Annotated in this window: 21 protein-coding genes and 1 pseudogene; all 22 read left to right on the top strand. The window is 69.7% G+C overall.

Annotated features, from left to right (window positions below; translation table 11 throughout):
* The first annotated feature begins 344 nt into the window (after positions 1–344).
* Positions 345–686 (top strand): flagellar basal body rod protein FlgB, encoded by a 342-nt coding sequence (gene flgB, locus ACRQ5B_RS03035; protein ID WP_400159970.1) that lies wholly within the window; start codon positions 345–347, stop codon positions 684–686.
* The gene (locus ACRQ5B_RS03030) at positions 686–1,078 is read left to right on the top strand and encodes a flagellar basal body rod protein FlgC (protein WP_432396827.1); all 393 of its coding nucleotides are present in this window, start codon (positions 686–688) and stop codon (positions 1,076–1,078) included. The genes flgB and ACRQ5B_RS03030 overlap by 1 nt, the downstream gene beginning before the upstream one ends.
* Complete coding sequence (fliE, locus tag ACRQ5B_RS03025; RefSeq protein WP_290258759.1) at positions 1,078–1,383, top strand: flagellar hook-basal body complex protein FliE; 306 nt, start codon at positions 1,078–1,080, stop codon at positions 1,381–1,383. Before ACRQ5B_RS03030 ends, fliE begins: the two co-directional genes overlap by 1 nt.
* Entirely contained in the window at positions 1,383–2,999 is a 1,617-nt protein-coding gene (fliF, locus tag ACRQ5B_RS03020) for a flagellar basal-body MS-ring/collar protein FliF (RefSeq protein ID WP_432396824.1), read from the top strand. The genes fliE and fliF overlap by 1 nt, the downstream gene beginning before the upstream one ends.
* Positions 2,996–4,009, top strand: coding sequence for a flagellar motor switch protein FliG (fliG, locus tag ACRQ5B_RS03015; RefSeq protein WP_412882198.1), 1,014 nt, complete (start codon positions 2,996–2,998; stop codon positions 4,007–4,009). Before fliF ends, fliG begins: the two co-directional genes overlap by 4 nt.
* Positions 3,999–4,685 (top strand): FliH/SctL family protein, encoded by a 687-nt coding sequence (locus tag ACRQ5B_RS03010; protein ID WP_432396821.1) that lies wholly within the window; start codon positions 3,999–4,001, stop codon positions 4,683–4,685. The genes fliG and ACRQ5B_RS03010 overlap by 11 nt, the downstream gene beginning before the upstream one ends.
* Positions 4,682–5,889 (top strand): annotated as a pseudogene (locus tag ACRQ5B_RS03005) (FliI/YscN family ATPase); the annotation flags it as partial. The gene ACRQ5B_RS03010 and the pseudogene ACRQ5B_RS03005, both read left to right, overlap by 4 nt.
* Positions 5,890–6,004: 115 nt before the next feature.
* Positions 6,005–6,439 carry a flagellar FliJ family protein gene (locus tag ACRQ5B_RS03000; protein WP_432398676.1) on the top strand — a complete coding sequence of 145 codons (435 nt, stop codon included), beginning with the start codon at positions 6,005–6,007 and terminating at the stop codon, positions 6,437–6,439.
* Positions 6,436–7,128 carry a C40 family peptidase gene (locus ACRQ5B_RS02995; protein ID WP_432396818.1) on the top strand — a complete coding sequence of 231 codons (693 nt, stop codon included), beginning with the start codon at positions 6,436–6,438 and terminating at the stop codon, positions 7,126–7,128. Before ACRQ5B_RS03000 ends, ACRQ5B_RS02995 begins: the two co-directional genes overlap by 4 nt.
* Before the next feature lie 867 nt (positions 7,129–7,995).
* Positions 7,996–8,823, top strand: a complete 828-nt coding sequence (locus tag ACRQ5B_RS02990; RefSeq protein ID WP_432396815.1) for a flagellar hook-length control protein FliK — start codon at positions 7,996–7,998, stop codon at positions 8,821–8,823.
* A gap of 18 nt (positions 8,824–8,841) precedes the next feature.
* Complete coding sequence (locus ACRQ5B_RS02985) at positions 8,842–9,300, top strand: flagellar hook assembly protein FlgD (RefSeq protein ID WP_432396813.1); 459 nt, start codon at positions 8,842–8,844, stop codon at positions 9,298–9,300.
* A 30-nt stretch (positions 9,301–9,330) separates the two neighbouring features.
* A complete protein-coding gene (locus ACRQ5B_RS02980; protein WP_432396810.1) occupies positions 9,331–10,500 on the top strand; it encodes a flagellar hook protein FlgE in 1,170 nt (389 codons plus the stop codon).
* A gap of 222 nt (positions 10,501–10,722) precedes the next feature.
* Positions 10,723–11,010: a flagellar FlbD family protein gene (locus ACRQ5B_RS02975; protein WP_412882206.1), complete on the top strand. Its 288-nt coding sequence runs from the start codon at positions 10,723–10,725 to the stop codon at positions 11,008–11,010.
* A 3-nt stretch (positions 11,011–11,013) separates the two neighbouring features.
* Entirely contained in the window at positions 11,014–11,835 is an 822-nt protein-coding gene (locus ACRQ5B_RS02970) for a motility protein A (protein ID WP_432396806.1), read from the top strand.
* Positions 11,832–12,701 (top strand): OmpA/MotB family protein, encoded by an 870-nt coding sequence (locus ACRQ5B_RS02965; protein WP_432396803.1) that lies wholly within the window; start codon positions 11,832–11,834, stop codon positions 12,699–12,701. The genes ACRQ5B_RS02970 and ACRQ5B_RS02965 overlap by 4 nt, the downstream gene beginning before the upstream one ends.
* 58 nt (positions 12,702–12,759) lie before the next feature.
* On the top strand, positions 12,760–13,647 hold the full coding sequence (locus ACRQ5B_RS02960) for a flagellar motor switch protein FliM (RefSeq protein WP_432398674.1): 888 nt from the start codon (positions 12,760–12,762) through the stop codon (positions 13,645–13,647).
* A complete protein-coding gene (gene fliN / locus ACRQ5B_RS02955; RefSeq protein WP_290258742.1) occupies positions 13,644–14,372 on the top strand; it encodes a flagellar motor switch protein FliN in 729 nt (242 codons plus the stop codon). Before ACRQ5B_RS02960 ends, fliN begins: the two co-directional genes overlap by 4 nt.
* The gene (gene fliO, locus ACRQ5B_RS02950) at positions 14,373–14,966 is read left to right on the top strand and encodes a flagellar biosynthetic protein FliO (protein ID WP_432396800.1); all 594 of its coding nucleotides are present in this window, start codon (positions 14,373–14,375) and stop codon (positions 14,964–14,966) included.
* Positions 14,963–15,832 (top strand): flagellar type III secretion system pore protein FliP, encoded by an 870-nt coding sequence (fliP, locus tag ACRQ5B_RS02945; RefSeq protein WP_432396797.1) that lies wholly within the window; start codon positions 14,963–14,965, stop codon positions 15,830–15,832. The genes fliO and fliP overlap by 4 nt, the downstream gene beginning before the upstream one ends.
* Entirely contained in the window at positions 15,829–16,104 is a 276-nt protein-coding gene (gene fliQ / locus ACRQ5B_RS02940; RefSeq protein WP_290258740.1) for a flagellar biosynthesis protein FliQ, read from the top strand. The genes fliP and fliQ overlap by 4 nt, the downstream gene beginning before the upstream one ends.
* 1 nt (position 16,105) lies before the next feature.
* Entirely contained in the window at positions 16,106–16,864 is a 759-nt protein-coding gene (locus ACRQ5B_RS02935; RefSeq protein WP_432396793.1) for a flagellar biosynthetic protein FliR, read from the top strand.
* A complete protein-coding gene (locus ACRQ5B_RS02930; RefSeq protein WP_412882212.1) occupies positions 16,864–17,946 on the top strand; it encodes an EscU/YscU/HrcU family type III secretion system export apparatus switch protein in 1,083 nt (360 codons plus the stop codon). The genes ACRQ5B_RS02935 and ACRQ5B_RS02930 overlap by 1 nt, the downstream gene beginning before the upstream one ends.
* Positions 17,947–17,948: the final 2 nt, after the last annotated feature.

Genomic DNA, 17,948 nt, shown 5'->3' with positions numbered 1-17,948 from the left:
GGCCCCTGCCCCCGAAGCCCGGCGGAGGGCCATGGCCCTTTCTGCGGCGCAGGACCGTGTTGCCCGCCGCCTGGAAGCCGCCAAACAAGACGTCTCCCGCCAGCTCCACGCATTGAGCACCGTTCCCGGTCTTTCCACCCCTCGCGGGCCGTCTACCTGGACGTCAAGGGCTGATTCTCCGGCGACGGTGGCTGCTATCCGCGCCGCCGGAGCCGGTCCGAAAAAGTTGTTTCAAATTTCCCTAACGCGGCCCTGAGCTGTGCCGATAACCACAGTAAGAGCACGGATCGCTCGTTTCCCGGCCACGGATCGGCCAAGCCCCACCCTTTCCCAGGCAGGACTCTGTGCTCGAATCCGTGACTTCCGCCGCCCTGGCCAGCGCCCTCAACGGGTTGTCCCAGCGCCAGCGCGCGATCGCGAACAACATCGCGAACGTCAACACGCCGAACTACCACGCCCAGCGCGTCAGCTTTGAGGACGCCCTGGCCCAGTCGGTGCAGTCCGGCGACGGCCGTGTGCAGGCCACCACGGCGTCCTCCCTGGAACCCACCCAGCTCAACGGCAACAACGTGAACCTGGACACCGAGACGCTTTCCAACATTGACACCGTGCTTCGCTTCCAGTTCGCCTCCCGTGCGATCGGCTACGAATTCAGCGGCGTCCGTTCGGCAATGAGGACCAACTAATGACCTTTGACGCCATCGGCATCGCCGGTTCCGCCCTCACGGTCCACCGCAAGTGGCTCGACGCCGTCTCTGACAACCTCGCGAACATGAACAACGTCTCCGCCACCTCCGGCAACGCCTTCCAACAGAAGTACGTGGAGGCGTCCGAAAGCCCGGACGACCAGGGCGTCTACGTCAAGAGCACCCCGCTGGGCAGCGGCGCCGGCCGAATCATCTACCAGCCGGACCACCCGCTGGCCGACGCCAACGGCAACGTCAAATACCCGGACATCGACATGGCCGAACAGATGGGCTCCCTGATCGTCGCCCAGCGCGGATACCAGGCCAACGCCCAGGTGGTTGACCGCGCCCGTGACACCTACATGGCTGCCCTTGAGATTGGACGTTCCTGATGCCTGTTTCCCCGATCGCCCCGGTCCAGGGCGTCATGCCCACTGATTACGTGGGCGGAGCCTCGGCCGTTTCCGGCACCGACGGGTCCGGCTTCGCGGCGTCCCTCACCGGGGCCGTTGACAACCTCCAGCAGCTGCAGTCGACGTCGAACCAGCTGGCCGTCTCGGCGGTCACCGGCAACCTCAACGACATTCAGGACGCCACCATCGCCGCCACCCGCGCCCAGGTCACCCTGGAGCTGGTTGCTTCCCTCCGCAACAAGGGCGTTGACGCGTTCAACGAGATCATGAGGATGCAGGCCTGATGCCTCCGCAGATCACCATCTTCTTCCAGCGCTTCGGCAACGGACTCAAAAGCTTCACCACCGGCCAGCGCACCCTGGCCGTCATCGGCGCTGCCCTCCTGGTGGTCGGCATCGTCGCGCTCTCGGCCTGGCTGTCCAAGCCGTCCATGACGCCGCTGTTCTCCGGTCTGAAGAGCGCCGACGCCAGCGCGATCGTCGACCAGCTGAAAAAGGACAGCGTCCCCTACGAGCTCAGCGACGGCGGCGCCACCGTCCTGGTGCCGCAGGAAAAGGTCTACGACGAGCGCCTGAAGGCCGCCTCCGCCGGGCTGCCCACCGCGGCTGCCACCGGTTATTCGCTGCTGGACAAGATGGGCGTCACGTCCTCGGAGTTCCAGCAGTCGGTCACCTACAAACGGGCCCTCGAAGGCGAACTCGCCAGCACCATCGGCGCCATGGAGGGCGTGAAGACCGCCGCCGTCCGGCTGGCCATCCCGGAGAAAACCGTCTTCGTCTCCAAGACCCCGGACACCACCGCCTCCGTCTTCATCGAGACGGCCCCCGGCGTGACCCTCTCCAGCGACAAGGTCCAGGCGATTGTCCACCTGACATCCGCCGCGATTGAAAATCTCAAGCCCACCAACGTCTCGGTCGTCGACTCCCAGGGCAACGTCCTGTCCACGGTCGGCGGCACGACGGCGGGTAGCTCCTCCAAGCAGGCCACGGATTACCAGCAGCGCACCGGCGACGCCGTCCGCGCCGTCCTGGACCGCGTGGTGGGTCCGGGGAACTCCACCGTGGCCGTCGCCGCGGACGTCACCGGCGAATCCGCCCAGCAGAAGAGCGAGACCTTTTCCAACACCGCCGGCGCCCTGCCGCTGAGCGAGTCATCCAAGACCGAGAAGTACACCGGCACCGGGGGAGGCGCCGCCGGCGTCCTGGGCCCGGACAACATCTCCGTCCCCGGCGGCAGCAGCAGCAACGGCAACTTCGACTCAACCACCGAGACCAAGAACAACGCCGTCAACAAGGTCACCGAGGACCGCACCATCCCGCCGGGAGCCATCAAGCGCCAGACCATCTCCGTGGCGGTCAGCCAGTCCGCGGCCGGCGGCCTGAACATCGGCTCCCTCACGGCCCTGGTCACCTCCGCCGCCGGCGTCGACAAGAACCGCGGCGACGTCGTCACGGTCGAGGTGATCCCCTTCAGCACCGCGGCGGCCGACCAGGCCAACGCCTCCCTGGATGCCGCCAAGGCCGAGATCGAGGCGCAGAAGCAGCAGGCCTTCTTCGGCACCCTCGTCACCGCCGGCAGCATCCTGCTGGGCCTGTTGATCCTGGCCCTCATCATCACGATCATCCTGCGCCGCCGCCAGAAGCGGGAACCGGTGGACCTGGGCGAACGCCTGGACCTGCTGCCGCCCGTCCCGACCGTCACCGCGCTGGATCCGGCACCGGCAACCTCCGCCATCCCGCTGATCGCCCGGCCGCTGGAGCCCCTGCCGCTGCCCGCACCGGCCCCCGAGGTCCTCGAGGCCGAGCGCCGGATGCAGGAAATCGACGCCATGGTGGCCAACAACCCGGAGAAGGCCGCGGACTACCTGCGCGGCCTGATGGATGACAGGCAGCCGGTATGAAAACCGGTGAGGCCTTGACCGGCACGCAGCGTGCCGCCGTCGTCCTGATGCAGATGAGCCCCACCAACGCGGCCCTGGTGATGGCGCAGCTGACCGACATGGAGGCCGAGGAGATCGCCGCGGAGATCGTTCGGCTCCGCAAGGTGGACCCGGAGACCGCCGAGAAGATCATGAAGGACTTCCACGAGGCCGCCCTGAGCAGCCCGCGCTCCGCCCGCGGCGGCCGGGAGCTGGCCGAGGGACTGCTGGAGGCCTCCTTCGGTTCGGAGAAGGCCGCCGGCCTGATCAACCGCCTGACCGTCAACATGGCCGGCAAGTCCTTCGAGTTCCTCGAGGACATCGAGCCGGTGCAGATCCTGGCGCTGATCGACGGTGAACTGCCGCAGACCATCGCCCTGGTCCTGGCCCACCTGAGCCCCCGCAAGGCCTCCGCCGTGATGTCCGGGCTGCCCGGCTCGCTGCGCGCCGACGTCGCCCTCAGCATCGCCACGATGGGCTCCGGCGCGCCCGAGGCGATCGGCATCGTGGCGGACACCCTGAAGCTGCGCGGCGGCGCGGCCGTCTCGCAGCAGGCCTCCAAGGTGGTGGGCGGCATCCAGCCGCTGCTGGAAATCATCAACCGGACCGACGCCGGCACCGAACGGTCCGTCCTGGACGGCCTCGACCTGCTGGACCCGGACCTGGCCGTGGAGATCCGCGCCCAGATGGTCACCTTCGACGACATCATCAAGCTTGAACGCCGCGACGTGCAGCTGGTGCTCCGCGGCCTCGACGCCTCGGTCCTGGCGGTGGCCATGAAGGGCGCCACCGAGCAGGTCCTGGAAACCATCACCACCAACGTCTCCGGCCGCAACCTGGAGATCCTGGAGTCCGAGATCGCCGCGCTCGGCCCGCTCCGCGCCTCGCAGATCGAGGAGGCGCGTGCCGCCGTCGTCCGCTCCATCCGCGAGCTCGTCGATGAGGGCCAGATCGTCATCCACCGCGGGGACGAAGAGGATTATGTTTACTGACGGGCGGAGCGCCGCGGGCGCGGTGACGGCGGGCGCCCCGGGGGAGGCCCCTGCCCGGATCGTCTTCCCGTCGCTGCGCTCCACCGGCCCTGCCAACGAGCAGGCCGGCTACACCGAGGGCCACGCCGCCGGGTACGCCGCCGGCGTCCGCGCAGCCGCCAAGGAGCAGCGCCGCTGGCGTGACCGGATGGCCGCCGAGCAGGCAGCCTCCCTGGCCGCCGGGCAGCAGGACCTGGACCGCGCCGTCCGAGCCCTGGCCGTCGCCCGCACCGACTTCGCTCACCGCAACGTCCAGGCCCTGCACGACGCCGAAGAGGTGCTGGCGCGGACCGCCCTGGAACTAGCCGAGGCCATCCTCGGCTACGAACTCGCCGAAGGCACCCGCACCGCCCGTGCCGCGCTGGCACGTGCCCTCTCCGGGTCCGACGCCGCCACCGTCCTGGCCATCCGGCTCCACCCGGCCGACATCGAAGTTCTGCGCCGCGAGGGGCAGGACGAACCCGGCGGGCTGCCGCTCGTGGCGGACCCGTCCCTGCAGCGCGGCGACGCCAAGGTCGAATACCAGCAGGGCTGGCTCGACGCCAGCCTCGGCACCGCCCTGGCCCGGGCCAAGGCGGCCCTGCTCGACGACCACCAATACCCCGCCGGCCCTCCCGCCCCGGGAGGCCGGCCATGAAAACCCTGTGGCGCCCCCGTGCCGCGGACTTCGAAGCCGCCCTCGCCGCTGCCGCCCCGCAGCGCGTCGGTGTCGTCACCTCCGTCATGGGCCTGGGCCTGGAGGTTTCCGGCCTGGACTGCGCACTCGGTGACCTGCTCACGGTGGGCGAAAACCCCGGGCTCGACACCGAGGTGGTCGCCGCCCTGGACGGCTCCGTGCGCTGCATGCCGCTGGGACGGCTCGCCGGCATCGCCGCCGGGGACCCGGTCCGTGCCAAGGGCGGAAACGTCCTGGTGCCTACCGGCGCCGGGCTCTTCGGCCGCGTCCTCGACGGCCTGGGCCGGCCGATCGACGACAAGGGTCCGCTGCTCAGCGGCCCCCGCGTGCCGATCGACAATGAGGCGCCCAACGCTATGAAACGCGCCCGGATCGACACCCCGCTGCAGACCGGGGTGCGGGTCCTGGACACCATGACCACCCTGGGCAAGGGCCAGCGCATGGGCCTCTTCGCCGGCTCCGGCGTCGGCAAGTCCTCCCTGCTGTCCATGATCGCCCGGGGCACCGACGCTCAGGCGTCCGTGATCGCCCTGGTGGGGAGCGCGGCCGTGAAGTCCGCGAATTCCTCGAGGACGACCTTGGCTCCGAGGGCCTGGCCCGCTCCGTCGTCGTGGTCGCCACTTCCGACGAGCCGGCGCTGATGCGCATGCGCGCGGCCTTCACCGCCACCCGGATCGCCGAGTCCTTCCGCGACGCCGGCCAGAACGTGGTGCTGATGATGGACTCGCTCACCCGCGTGGCCATGGCCCAGCGCGAGATCGGCCTCTCCGCCGGCGAACCGCCCGCCACCCGCGGCTACCCGCCGTCGACCTTCTCCATCCTGGCGCGCCTGCTGGAGCGCGCCGGCACCGCCGAAACCGGGTCCGTGACCGGGATCTACACGGTCCTGGTGGACGGCGACGACCACAACGAACCGATCGCCGACGCGGCCCGCTCCATCCTGGACGGGCACGTGGTGCTGGACCGCAAGCTCGCCGTGACCGGCCACTTCCCGTCCGTGGACGTGCTCGGCTCCGTCTCCCGCGTCGCGTCCAAGGTCAACGCCCGGCCGCACCTGGCGGCCGCCGCTGCCCTGCGCAAGGTCATGGCGGCCCGCAAGTCCGCGCAGGACCTGATCGACGTCGGCGCCTACCAGTCCGGCACCAACCCGCTCGTGGACGCGGCGCTGGCCAACGAAGACTCCGTTGCCGCTTTCCTGCAGCAGCCGATGGAAGAGTCAACCCCCACCCCGAGTCCTGGCGCCAGCTGGGCCACCTCACGTCGATCCTGGGAGCCGCAGCATGAGCCGGCAATTCTCACTGGCCGGGTTGTTGCGCCTGCGCCAAATCCAGCAGGACCAGGCCGCCTCCGGCCTGGCCCGCGCCCGGTCACGGTCCACCTCGGCGCGCGCCCGGGAAGCCTCGGCCCGCCGCCAGCTGGCGGACACGGACCCGGACATCGTCAGCTCGGCGTCGATGCGCGCCGTCGCTGCGGCCCGCTCGGCGTCGCACAGCATGCTGGCGGACCTGCAGGCCCTAAGCCGGGTGGCCGAAGCCGACGAGACTGCAGCACGCGAGGAGTTCATCGCCGCGCGCACCCGCTCGGTGGGACTGGAGAAGCTGGCCGCCCGGCACCACGCCGAGGTCGCCTCCGAGGAGCTCCGCGCCGAACAGTCTGCCCTGGATGAAATTTCCTCCACCATCTGGCACCGGGACGAACAGCAGGTGCGCTCATGAGCATGGCTGAGGCCCTGGGCCGGATGCAGGGCATTCAATCGATGATCGCGGAACTGACCCGTCCCGCGCAGACCGCGCAGAGCACCGCCGCCGCGCAGAAGGCCTCGACGGTGTCGACGCTGGCCTCCGGCACCGGAACCGCAAACTCCGCCGCGTTCACCGACGCGCTCACGGCGGCCCTCGGCGGCACCGGCGGCACCACGCAGACCGACCTGTCCTCCCTGACCGGGGCGGCCCCGGGGCTGGGCCTGGGCGCCCTGACCGGACTGGCCCTCCCGACCACCCCCGCAGCAGCGCCGGTCGCTCCGGGCAGCGCCACCGGCACCGACGTCGTCGCCATGGCCAAGAAGTACATCGGCGTGCCGTACGTCTGGGGCGGGACCAACCCGGCCACGGGCATGGACTGCTCCGGCTTCACCCAGCGGGTCTTCAAGGACCTGGGCATCGACATTCCCCGCGTCGTCAGCGACCAGATGAAGGTGGGCACCCCGGTGGCTTCCCTGGCCCAGGCCAAGCCGGGTGACCTGCTGATCAGCTTCGGCGGCAACCACATCTCCATCTACCTCGGCAACGGCAAGGCGATTGACGCGCCTGTCCCCGGGAAGACCATCCAGATCCGGGACGCCTGGGAGCAGCAGTCCAATCTGACCGCTATCCGCCGGGTTGTCCCGGCAGGGGCGGGCTCGTGAAGGCCCCGGTATCGGCGGACCTGGCGTCCGCCCTCACGAAGACGACGGCCGCGGCCCGCGGCGCGCAGTCGGGGTCCCGTGCCGCCGCGGGGACGGGGAACGCTTTGGCAGTGCCCTGAACGACGCCGTCGGGGCCACCACGCGCAGGTCCCAGCCGGAAACTGCGCACGACGCCGGGACCCGGGCCGGGCGCCCGGCGCCGGCTGCCGCCGACGACCGTGCCGGGCACGACCGCGCCGCCGCAGGCCACCCGACCGGCAAGGCCGCGCGCCGCACCGGAGCTTCCACGCAGACCGACGAGGCCGCCGGCGGGGCTGCCGGCGCTGGTGCCGTCGCCTCGGCCGCGGCGGCCACGGCGCAGCCCGCTGCTCCGCAGGCCGTAGCCACGCAGCCCGGAACGCCGCAGGTCACGGCCCCGCAGGCCGGTGCGGAGCCGACGTCGGCGACGCCTGATCTGACCGGAGTTGCGGCTGCCGGCATCCCGACTGCCGATGCCGGTGCTGCTCTATCCGGCGTCGCAACCGACGGCGGGCCGGGAGCCACCCCGACAGCCCAGGCAGATGTAGCCGCCGACGGGCTCCGCCTGCCGGGGCGCTCGCGCGCACCATTGGCCAGGCCGCAGCGCCGGCAGGAAGTCCCGCCGGAACCGAAGGCCAGGCAGCCGGACCTGCAGCCGGAACTATCGCTGGCCTGGCCGCTACAGCGTCCGGTGCGGCCTCGGCGGCTCAGCAGTTCGCCTCAGCCACTACCGCTACCGCCACCGGCGAGGCAGGCGCCCGTCCCGGCTCCGCAGCCGCGGGTCACCAGCCGGAGAGCCCTGCCGCCGGAGCAGTTGCCGCGGATCCTGCCGCCGGGATCACCACCCCAGTGACTGGAACATCCAGCCTCGTCGCGGGTCCGGCCCGGACCGGCGTCGCCGCAAACGTAGCCGCAGCCGCGCCCACCGGCGCCCCGGCAGTCGTTGCATCCGTGGCAGTGCCGCCCGCCTTCGCCACGGCAGGGTCGGCGGCCCACCCGGTTCCCGCGGCGGCTGCCGTCGGCGCGCCCGCCGCATCCGACGCTGCCGGAACCCCGGCCGCCATGGCTCCCGCCGTCGACGCCTCAGCCGCCGCGGCCTTCGCCGGTGCCACCGTTGCCCCGGCCGCGCCCTCCGCCGTCCCGGCGTCGGCAGCGCCGGCACCCGCCGCCCCACCCGCCGCGCCTCAGCAGCCGCTCCTGCCCCAACTGGCGAAGCCGCTCTTCACCCTCGCCGAGGCCACGCCGGGGCAGCACATCATGACCTTGAAGGTTTCCCCCGAGGACCTGGGACCGCTCACCGTCCGTGCGCATATCGACGCGGCCGGGGTGCGGATCGAGTTGTTCGCCCCGGCGGAGGCCGGCCGCGAGGCGGTGCGGGGACTCCTGCCCGAACTGCGGAAGGAACTCGCCGGTGCCGGATTCGGTGCCAGCTTGAACCTCTCGGACCAGAGCGGACCGTCGGCAGGGGGCCAGGACGGCGCCCAGCAAAACCGGCCCGACGCCTGGCTGGACGGTGGACAGGACCCGGGCCGGGGAGGCTACGGGGCCGGCAGCGGCCAGGACGCCCCGGGCACCCGCCGGCCGGGCCACCGGTGGGATGCCCTGGCGGACGAAAGCTCGCTCCGCACCGCCAGGATCCTGAACGGCCCCCAGACCACCCTCGACATTCTCGTCTGACACGAAGGAACGCGACCCATGACGATCCAGCCGATCACCCCGCAGTCGGTTATCCCGCAGCCGGTCACCCCGCAGGCTGTCGGGGGGACCTCAACGCCGGCGTCCGCCGTGCGCTCACCCGTCCAGACCATGGACGCCAACGTGTTCATGACCCTGCTGGTGGCCCAGATGAAAAACCAGAACCCCAGCGCCCCGATGGACACCAACCAGATGATGAGCCAGACCATCCAGCTCTCCATGATGGAAAAGACCACCGAGATGACCACCAACAGCAAGGAAGCGTTCTCGCTGCAGATGCGCTCCGCCGCCGCCCAGCTGGTGGGGCACAACGTCGACTACACCCTCAGCGACGGCACCACCGGAACCGGCCTCGCCGGGTCCGTGTCCTTCGCCGGCGCGGTGCCGACCGTCAAGGTCGGCACCCTCTCCATCCCGCTCGATTCGATTTCCGGCATTACGGCGCCCGCCGCCTCCTAATCAGCTCTTCCCCGTAGAAAGGCAGTTCCCATGCTCCGCTCGCTGTACTCCGGAATCTCCGGCCTCCGTGCCCACCAGACCATGCTCGACGTCACCGGCAACAACATTGCCAACGTCAACACGGCGGGCTTCAAGTCCTCCACCACCCAGTTCCAGGACACCCTGTCCCAGATGACCCAGGGCGCGTCCGCCCCGCAGGGCCAGACCGGCGGCAGCAACCCGGCGCAGATCGGCCTCGGCGTGCGGGTGGCCGGCGTCAGCACCAACTTCTCCCAGGGCTCCTCGCAGAGCACTGGCCGCGCCACGGACATGATGATCTCCGGCGACGGCTTCTTCATCACCAACAAGGGCGGCCAGCAGCTCTTCACCCGCGCCGGGTCCATGACTTTCGACGCAAACAGCCAGCTGGTCAGCCCCGACGGCGGCATCCTGCAGGGCTGGACGGCCAACGGCGGCACCGTGGACCCGGCAGGTCCGATCGGCAACATCACGCTGAACCCGAACACCATGGTGGCCACGGCCACGAAGAAGGTCACGCTGGACGGCAACCTGCCCAGCGACGCAGCCGATGGCACCTCCCTCCAGCGTGTCGTCAAGGTCTATGACCCCAGCGGCGCCGAAAGCACCCTGACCCTGAACTTCTCGTTCGACAAGACCGCGGGGCAGTGGAACGTCGCGGATGGAGCCACTCCCATCGGTTCCATGACCTTCTCCGCCGATGGGAAGCTGAGCTCCTCGGGAACCCTGACCACCGCAGGCGGCCTGACCGTCGACGTGTCCAAGGTCTCCGGCTACGCGACGATGAACTCCCTCACCGTCGCTGGGCAGGACGGCTCCGCGGTTGGCAAGCTCGAATCCTTCACCCTCGGCAACGACGGATCTTTGATCGGGTCCTTCAGCAACGGCACCAAGCAGGTGCTCGCCAAGATCGCGCTGGCCAAGTTCACCAACCCCGCCGGCCTGGAGAAGGCCGGCGGCTCCTCCTACGTCGCCACCGCCAACTCCGGCAACGTCCAGCTCGGCGCGGCCGGCGACCCCGGCATCGGCACCCTCGCCGGCGGCTCCCTGGAAATGTCCAACGTGGACCTCTCCCAGGAGTTCACCAACCTGATCGTCGCCCAGCGCGGCTTCCAGGCCAACGCCCGCATCATCACCACCTCGGACGAGGTCCTGCAGGAGCTCACCCAGCTCAAGCGCTAGCACCGCCGTCGTCGTTGCCCTATCACTTACCGCGGCCAAACCGGCCGGATAACAGCCGTGAGAGATAGGGCAACGCCGCGTTGCCGGGTAACCAAGCGCCCGGGGAGTGGGCCCGGGAACGCCCCTGCCTAACGAACGGGCCCTGCCGGCCGACAGTGAAGGGAGAACACCCGTCCCGCCTGTCCGCCCCCGGCCAGGCCGTCCCCAAAGCAGAATCGGCCCATGATCGTCGTCACACGCCTCAACGGAACACGCTTCGCGGTCAACCCGGACCTGATTGAACGGATCCACGAGAGCCCGGATACCCATCTGGTCACGCTCGACGGCGCCGCATACGTGGTGCTGGAAAGCCTGGCCGAAGTGGTCGAACTGATCGCCGACTACCGCGCTTACGTGTTGAGCAAGGCCCGGGACTTTCCCGCGGTGACCGGCTATCCGCTGAGCCTGGTCCCGGACGCGGAGACGGACGACGACGCCGGCTTGCCGGACCCCGAAGCACCGAGGAAGTAACCCATGGATCCCGCAACAATCGTCGGAATACTCCTCGCCTTCGGTGCCGTGATCAGCATGGTCTTCATCGAAGGCGGCAACATCACGTCGCTGCTGCTGCCCGGACCCATGGTCCTGGTGTTCGGCGCTACCCTTGCCGTCGGTCTGGCCGGAAACACGCTCAAGGATGTCATCCAGGCATTCAAGGCCGTACCGGCGATGTTCATGGGCAAGACCGCCAAGCCTCAGGAAAGCATCGACCAGATGGTCCGCTTCGCCGAGAAGGCCAGGGCCGAAGGCCTGCTCTCCCTGGAGGAGGAGGCTGCCAGCCTCAAGGACCCGTTCCTCGCCCGCGCCCTGCAGAACATCGCCGACGGCACCGACGCCGAGGACCTCCGCGTGCAGATGGAGGACGAGATCGACACGAAGACTCGCAGCGATCACGCGTCCTCGAAGTTCTTCGCCAGCCTGGGCGGCTACGCACCCACGGTCGGCATCGTCGGTACCGTCGTCTCCCTCACCCACGTCCTCGAGAACCTCTCCAAGCCGGACGAACTCGGCCACATGATCGCCGCGGCCTTCGTCGCCACCCTGTGGGGCCTGCTCTCCGCAAACTTCATCTGGCTGCCCTTCAGCTCCTGCCTGGCCCGGCTCTCCGAGCTGGAAATCGAACGCATGACCCTGGTGATGGAGGGCATGCTGGCCGTCCAGGCCGGCGCCCAGCCGCTGCTGCTGGCCGAACGCCTCCGCTCCATGGTGCCCGAACACCAGCTCAAGAGCGCCGGTTCCGGCAAGAAGGCCCCCAGCGGCGACGGCATCGCCGCCAGCCTGGACGACGCGGCGTGAGTTCCCGGCGTCGCGGGCGCAAGAAGCCCGAGGCACACCATGTCGACGAACGCTGGATGGCGTCCTACATGGACATGGTCACCGTCCTGATGTGCCTTTTTATCGTGCTGTACGCCATGTCCACGGTGGACGCGGCCAAATTCGAGAAGCTGCGTAACTCCCTGGCCACCGGCTTCGGCACGGTCGCCACGCAGACCGTGGACACGGCGGAAGGCACTGTGGTCCCGCCGGATCTTGTGGACAAGAACCTCGAGGCCTTCGCCGCTGCTTCCAGCCCCGCCTCGGCTCCCGCGTCCCCGCAACCGTCTGTCACCACTCCCGTCGACCCCTCCCGGCAGGAAGCCCTGGAGGAAGCCAAGAAGGAAGTGGACCGGCTGCGCGCCCTGCAGGAGAAGATGAAGGCCGGCCTTGCCGCCGCCGGACTGACCGAGAACGTCGAATTCCAGATCGACCAGCGCGGGCTGACCGTGAAGCTGATCGGTTCGCAGGCCTTCTTCGCCCCGGACCGGCCCGAGCTGACCGACCGTGCCATCCAGGTCCTCAAAATCATCTCGCCGGTCCTCGCCCCGGCCGGGCTGGAGATCATGGTGGAGGGCCACGCCGCCAACGGCATCACCGCCTACCCCTCCACCTGGGAACTGTCTTCGGCCCGCGCCGTCAACGTGTTGCGCTTCATGGTGGACCGCGGCAGCGTCCCGCCCGAGCGGATCGGCGCCGTCGCGTTCGGCTCGGCCCGGCAGGTCAACGACGACTCGACGCCGGAGCTGATGGAACGCAACCGCCGCGTGGACATCGTGGTCCTCTCGAACGAGCCGGAGACCGTCCGGGCGCTCATCCCGGAGGTGCTGAAACTCAGCGGGAAATAGGCCGGGCCGCAGCCTTACCGGCCCGGTTCCCTTGCCGATAGTGGCATCCGTGAGTGTTATGGATGAACGGGAAGTGGTACGGGAGCGGACCGTCAGCGTCTATGACTTCCGGCGTCCCGCGACGCTGGCGCGTGAGCACAGCAGGGTCCTGGAGCTCGCCTTCGAAACCTTCGCCCGGCAATGGGGCACCCAGCTGACCGCCAAGGTGCGCGTCAAGTCGGTGGTCCGGCTCGAGGACGTGCGGATGCAGAGCTACGACGAGTACGCCGCGTCCCTGCCGGCGGTGACAGCCATGGTGCTCTGCGCCGTCGACACCCAGGACTCCAAACTGGTGGTCCAGTTCCCCGCCCCCGCAGCCCTGGGCTGGATCAACCGGATGCTGGGCGCTTCGACTGACACGGCCATGCCGGACCGGAAGTTCACCCAGATCGAGCAGGCGCTGGTGAAGGGCCTGATGGACGAGGCCCTCGAGGACCTCGGCTACTCCCTGGGCCCGCTGCTGAGCGAGGCCATCAAGGTGGACACCGTCCAGTACAACTCCCAGTTCGCCCAGGCCGCCGCGCCGAGCGAGCTGATGATCGTCGCCGCGTTCATCATCAACGTCGGCAACATCAGCGCCCCCGCCACCCTGGCCGTCCCGGCAGCGCTGCTGCTGGGCCGGTTGAAGAAGGTCAACCCCACGGACAACCGCGGCGACGCCGCCGCCCGGGTCAGTTCCCAGCTGGAACGCGTCCCGGTGGAACTGTCCGTCCGGCTCGCCACCTCCTACGTCACCCCCAGCCAGGTCCTGGGTCTCGCCGTCGGCGACGTGCTGACCCTCCCGCATCTGGAAAACCGGCCCTTTGACCTGACCCTGGACGGCACGCGGCTGGCAACGGCCGCCCCCGCCCGTAACGGGTCCCGGGCCGCTGCAGTCATTGTCACCATCGAGGAGAACCACCAATGAGCATGACCCTGACCAAGCACGAATCGTCGGCGGAACGGCTCGTCGAGGAGCTGCCCAGCCCGGTGGCCCTCAAGGTAACGGCCCTCGTCCCGGCGCGGGCCGCCGCGGCGTACGCCCGGCAGGCCGTCACGGCCACCTTCGTCGGATCCGTCACCGCGGACCTGGCCCTGATGCTCAGCGACCGCACCTTCCTGGACGAGGCGGCCGGCGGGATGGCCGGCGGCCGCGGCGGCGTCGTCTCCGTCACCGACGTGCTCCGCCCCGCGATGGAGGCCGCCAGCTCGGTCTTCGGCGCCGGGGTGCTCTCCGACCTGCGCGAATCCGACGCCTCCGGCCTGCTCACGGACCCGGACACGGCCGTGTTCGAACTCTCCGACGGCACCAACCCGGCCGCCTGGTTCGCCGTACGCCTGCGCGAACACGGCGGCGGCCAGGACCGCGGCGGCGACCTCTTCGGCGGCGGCGACACCGTGGCCGGCCGCCTGGGCCGCATCAACAACATCGAAATGGCCCTGACCGTGGAGATCGGCCGCACCCGGATGTCCGTCCGGGACGTGCTCTCCCTCGAGCCGGGCAAGATCATCGAACTGGACCGCTCCGCCGGCGCCCCCGCCGACGTCCTGCTCAACGGCCGCCTGATCGCCCACGGGGAGGTCGTGGTCCTGGACCAGGACTACGCCGTGCGCATCACCCGGATCCTCGACGTGGCCGAGGGACTTAGCTGAATGGACTCGCTGATCCTTGGGCTGCGGGTAGTCGTAGCCCTGGGCGCGGTGCTGGGCCTCATCTGGGTGCTCCAGCGCCGCCTGGGCAAGGGCCCGGGACGACGCCGGGCTGACGCGACCCTGAGCGTGGTGAGCCGCCAGAGCGTCGGCCAGCGCGCCTCCGTGGTGGTGGTGGACGCCGGCGGGCAGCGCTTCCTGCTGGGCGTCACCGACCACGCCGTCAACGTCCTGCACACCGGGGACATCCCCGAGGAACCGGTTGAGGTGGCCGACGCCGAACCGCGCCGCGGTGCCGCTGGCGCCTTCGCCCAGATCCTCGCCGCCACGGGTGCCACTGGTGCCGCCGCTGTGCCTGCCGTAACCGCGTCTGCCGCTCCCGGGGCAATCGACGACGCCGCCGCTTCCGTGCCCGGTGCCCCCGCCGCGGAGCGACCGTTGTCCCGCCGCAGTTCCATGCACCGCGACGCCCACCCCCGCACCGCCGCCGGCCGGTCTACCCCGGGCACCACCCACCCGCCGCTGCACGGGTCGATCCTCTCCGGATCCACCTGGAAGCAGGCCGCCGCCGCGCTCAGGAGCGGACGCCGCAATTGATCCGCCCGCTCACGTCCTCCACGCTCCAGCCCGCACCTACCGCCGTCGACCGCTTCCAGAAAATCCTGGCCCTCGGCCTGGCCGCCGTGCTCCTGGCCATCCTCATCCTCTGGCTCAACGCCGCCGCCGGCCATGCCGCACCGGTGCCGCCGACGCCCCCTGCCACGCCCTCCGCCCCGGCGAGCCCTGACACCGGCAGCGTCAACATCGAGATCAACGGCATGGACGGGAAGCCCTCCAGCGCCGTCCTGACCCTGATCGGCATCACGCTGCTCTCCGTGGCACCGGCGTTGCTGCTGATGATGACCTCGTTCACCAAGATCTTCGTGGTGCTGGCGATGACCCGGAACGCGCTCTCGCTGCCCTCGATCCCGCCGAACCAGGTCCTGGCCGGCCTGGCCCTGTTCCTCTCGATCTTCGTCATGTGGCCGGTCATCAACGAGATGAACACCACCGGCGTCCAGCCCTACCTGAACGGCACCATCGACTTCAACGGCGCGCTCAGCGCCGGTTCCGTACCGTTGCAGCACTTCATGCTGGCGCACACCCGCGAGGAGGACATCGCGCTGATGACCCGGGCCGCGGGGATGGAGAACCCCGCCAACCCGGACGCGGTGCCCCTGCAGACCCTCATCCCGGCGTTCATGATCTCCGAGCTGCGCGCGGCCTTCATCATCGGCTTCGTCATCTTCATCCCGTTCCTGGTGATCGACCTGGTGGTCTCCGCCGCCCTGATGTCCATGGGCATGATGATGCTCCCGCCGGTCATGATCTCGCTGCCGTTCAAGATCCTGCTGTTCGTCCTGGTGGACGGGTGGGGCCTGATCATCACCTCGCTGATTCAGAGCTACGCGGGGTCCGGATGAACGCCAACGCCGTCCTGGATATCTGCCTCCAGGCCATGATCGTCGCCGCGAAGCTCTCCGCCCCGGTGTTGGTCACCGCGCTGGTGGTGGGCCTCGCCATCTCGCTGCTGCAGTCCATCACCCAACTGCAGGAAGCCACGCTGTCCTTCGTGCCCAAGCTCGCCGCCGTCGCCGTGGCCCTGTTGGTCTGCGGGCACTGGATGATCACCGAAATGGTGTCCTTCACCAACGACCTCTTCGCCAAGATCCCCGGACTGCTCGGGGGCATGTGAAGTGGGCATCCCGATCGACCAGACCTGGTTGGAAGTCCTTCTCCTGGCCAGCGTCCGGATGACCGCGTTCCTGGTGGTGGCACCGCCGTTCGCGCATGCCGCCTTCCCCGCGCGGATCAAGGCGATGCTGGGCGTGGGCCTCGGCCTGGCCGTCACCAGCCGCGTCTCCGGCGGCTACACCGCCAAGGACACCGCGGGGTTCTTCACAGCCGTGGTCCTGGAACTGGCCACCGGGCTGGTCCTGGGCTTCCTGGTGCTGCTGGTCTTCGCCGCCGTGCAGTCCGCCGGCAGCCTGATCGACCTCTTCAGCGGCTTCCAGATGGCCCAGGCGTTCGACCCGCAGATGATGGTCAACGGCGCGCAGTTCACCCGCCTCCTGCAGATGGCGGCCCTGGCGCTGCTCTTCGCCTCGGACGGCTACCAGCTGGTCATCGCCGGACTCACCGGCAGCTTCACGGCCCTGCCCCTGGCCGGAGGCCTTGACCTCGCCCAGCCCGTGCAGGCCATGACCTCCTCCGTGACCGGGATGTTCCTGGCCGCGGTGCAGATTGCCGGGCCGCTGCTGGTGGTGCTGTTCCTCGCCGACGTCGGGCTGGGCCTCCTGACCCGCGTGGCGCCGGCGCTGAACGCGTTCTCGCTGGGCTTCCCGCTGAAGATCATGCTCACCCTCTCGCTGGCCGCCTTCCTGTTCCTGGCGCTGCCGCGGATCGTGTCCACCCTGGCCGGGCAGGCCGCCAAGACGGTGCTGGGGGTGGGCTGATGGCTGATTCACAGGAGAAAACCGAGCAGGCCACCGAGAAGCGGATGCGGGAGGTCCGCTCCAAGGGCCAGCTCTCCCGCTCCCAGGACCTCACCGCCTGGCTGGCCGTCGGCGCGGCCGCGGTGATGATCCCCGCCACCATCCAGAGCGGCGCCAACTCCGCCGTGGACCAGCTCTTCAGTGTCCGGTCCGTCATGGCGGACCCGGACCCGGCGAAGGCCCTGAAGGCCCTCACCGACGGACTCGGCTCCGTCACCGGCATCATCACCCCGATGCTGGTGGTGGTGTTCCTCTCGGTACTGATCGGGTCCGCCCTGCAGGGCGGCATCCACGTCAAGAAGTTCCGGCTCGACTTCGAAAACTTCAACCTGCTCAACGGGCTCAAGCGCAGCTTCGGCACCCAGGCGCTCTGGGGCGGGGCGAAGGCGCTGCTCAAGGTCGCCGTCGTCGGGTTGGTGCTTTACTCAGTGGTGCAGGGACTGATCCCGGTGCTGCTGACCGCAGGCGGCCTGCCGGTCTCCGGCGTGGTCGCGGCGGCCGGCGGCGGCGTCGCCTCCCTGGTGCAGTTCGCGGTCTTCGCCGGCATCGGCCTCGCGGCGGTCGACTTCTTCGTGGTGATGCGCCGGAACCGCAAGAAGACCCGGATGTCCAAGAAGGAAGTCCAGGACGAGAACAAGAGCAGCGAAGGCGACCCGCTGATCCGCTCCCAGCGCCGGGCACGGCAGCTGGCGATGAGCCGGAACCGCATGATCGCCGCGATCAGCGACGCCGACGTCGTCCTCGTCAACCCGACGCACGTCGCCGTCGCGCTCAAGTACGAACCGGGCAAGTCCGCCCCGCGCGTGGTGGCAAAGGGCGCCGGCCACGTCGCGGCCCGCATCCGCCAGGAAGCGGAGGACAAGCAGGTGCCGATGGTGCAGGACATCCCGCTGGCCCGGGCCCTGCACGGCGCCTGCGAACTGGGCCAGGAAATCCCGGTCGATTTCTACCACGCCGTCGCCGGCGTCCTGGCCTTCGTCATGTCGCTCAAGGCCCGCGGCTCCGCCGCCGGGCTGCACCGGATGGCGGGAGCCACACTATGAAC

Origin of the sequence: Pseudarthrobacter sp. L19 (assembly GCF_050859435.1) — a bacterium.
GTDB lineage: Bacteria > Actinomycetota > Actinomycetes > Actinomycetales > Micrococcaceae > Arthrobacter.
The sequence above is the reverse complement of the archived record's forward strand: the minus strand, read 5'-3'. Positions and strand labels throughout refer to the sequence as shown.

Excerpts from the sequence above, each read along its gene's own strand:
- ACRQ5B_RS02970 (WP_432396806.1), top strand. The coding sequence starts at position 11,014 with ATGGATCCCGCAACAATCGTCGGAATACTCCTCGCCTTCGGTGCCGTG.
- fliN (WP_290258742.1), top strand. The coding sequence starts at position 13,644 with ATGAGCATGACCCTGACCAAGCACGAATCGTCGGCGGAACGGCTCGTC.
- fliG (WP_412882198.1), top strand. The coding sequence starts at position 2,996 with ATGAAAACCGGTGAGGCCTTGACCGGCACGCAGCGTGCCGCCGTCGTC.
- ACRQ5B_RS02975 (WP_412882206.1), top strand. The coding sequence starts at position 10,723 with ATGATCGTCGTCACACGCCTCAACGGAACACGCTTCGCGGTCAACCCG.
- ACRQ5B_RS03030 (WP_432396827.1), top strand. The coding sequence starts at position 686 with ATGACCTTTGACGCCATCGGCATCGCCGGTTCCGCCCTCACGGTCCAC.
- ACRQ5B_RS02980 (WP_432396810.1), top strand. The coding sequence starts at position 9,331 with ATGCTCCGCTCGCTGTACTCCGGAATCTCCGGCCTCCGTGCCCACCAG.
- fliF (WP_432396824.1), top strand. The coding sequence starts at position 1,383 with ATGCCTCCGCAGATCACCATCTTCTTCCAGCGCTTCGGCAACGGACTC.
- ACRQ5B_RS03010 (WP_432396821.1), top strand. The coding sequence starts at position 3,999 with ATGTTTACTGACGGGCGGAGCGCCGCGGGCGCGGTGACGGCGGGCGCC.
- ACRQ5B_RS02930 (WP_412882212.1), top strand. The coding sequence starts at position 16,864 with ATGGCTGATTCACAGGAGAAAACCGAGCAGGCCACCGAGAAGCGGATG.
- ACRQ5B_RS02995 (WP_432396818.1), top strand. The coding sequence starts at position 6,436 with ATGAGCATGGCTGAGGCCCTGGGCCGGATGCAGGGCATTCAATCGATG.
- ACRQ5B_RS03000 (WP_432398676.1), top strand. The coding sequence starts at position 6,005 with ATGAGCCGGCAATTCTCACTGGCCGGGTTGTTGCGCCTGCGCCAAATC.
- fliE (WP_290258759.1), top strand. The coding sequence starts at position 1,078 with ATGCCTGTTTCCCCGATCGCCCCGGTCCAGGGCGTCATGCCCACTGAT.
- fliQ (WP_290258740.1), top strand. The coding sequence starts at position 15,829 with ATGAACGCCAACGCCGTCCTGGATATCTGCCTCCAGGCCATGATCGTC.
- fliO (WP_432396800.1), top strand. The coding sequence starts at position 14,373 with ATGGACTCGCTGATCCTTGGGCTGCGGGTAGTCGTAGCCCTGGGCGCG.
- ACRQ5B_RS02985 (WP_432396813.1), top strand. The coding sequence starts at position 8,842 with ATGACGATCCAGCCGATCACCCCGCAGTCGGTTATCCCGCAGCCGGTC.
- ACRQ5B_RS02960 (WP_432398674.1), top strand. The coding sequence starts at position 12,760 with ATGGATGAACGGGAAGTGGTACGGGAGCGGACCGTCAGCGTCTATGAC.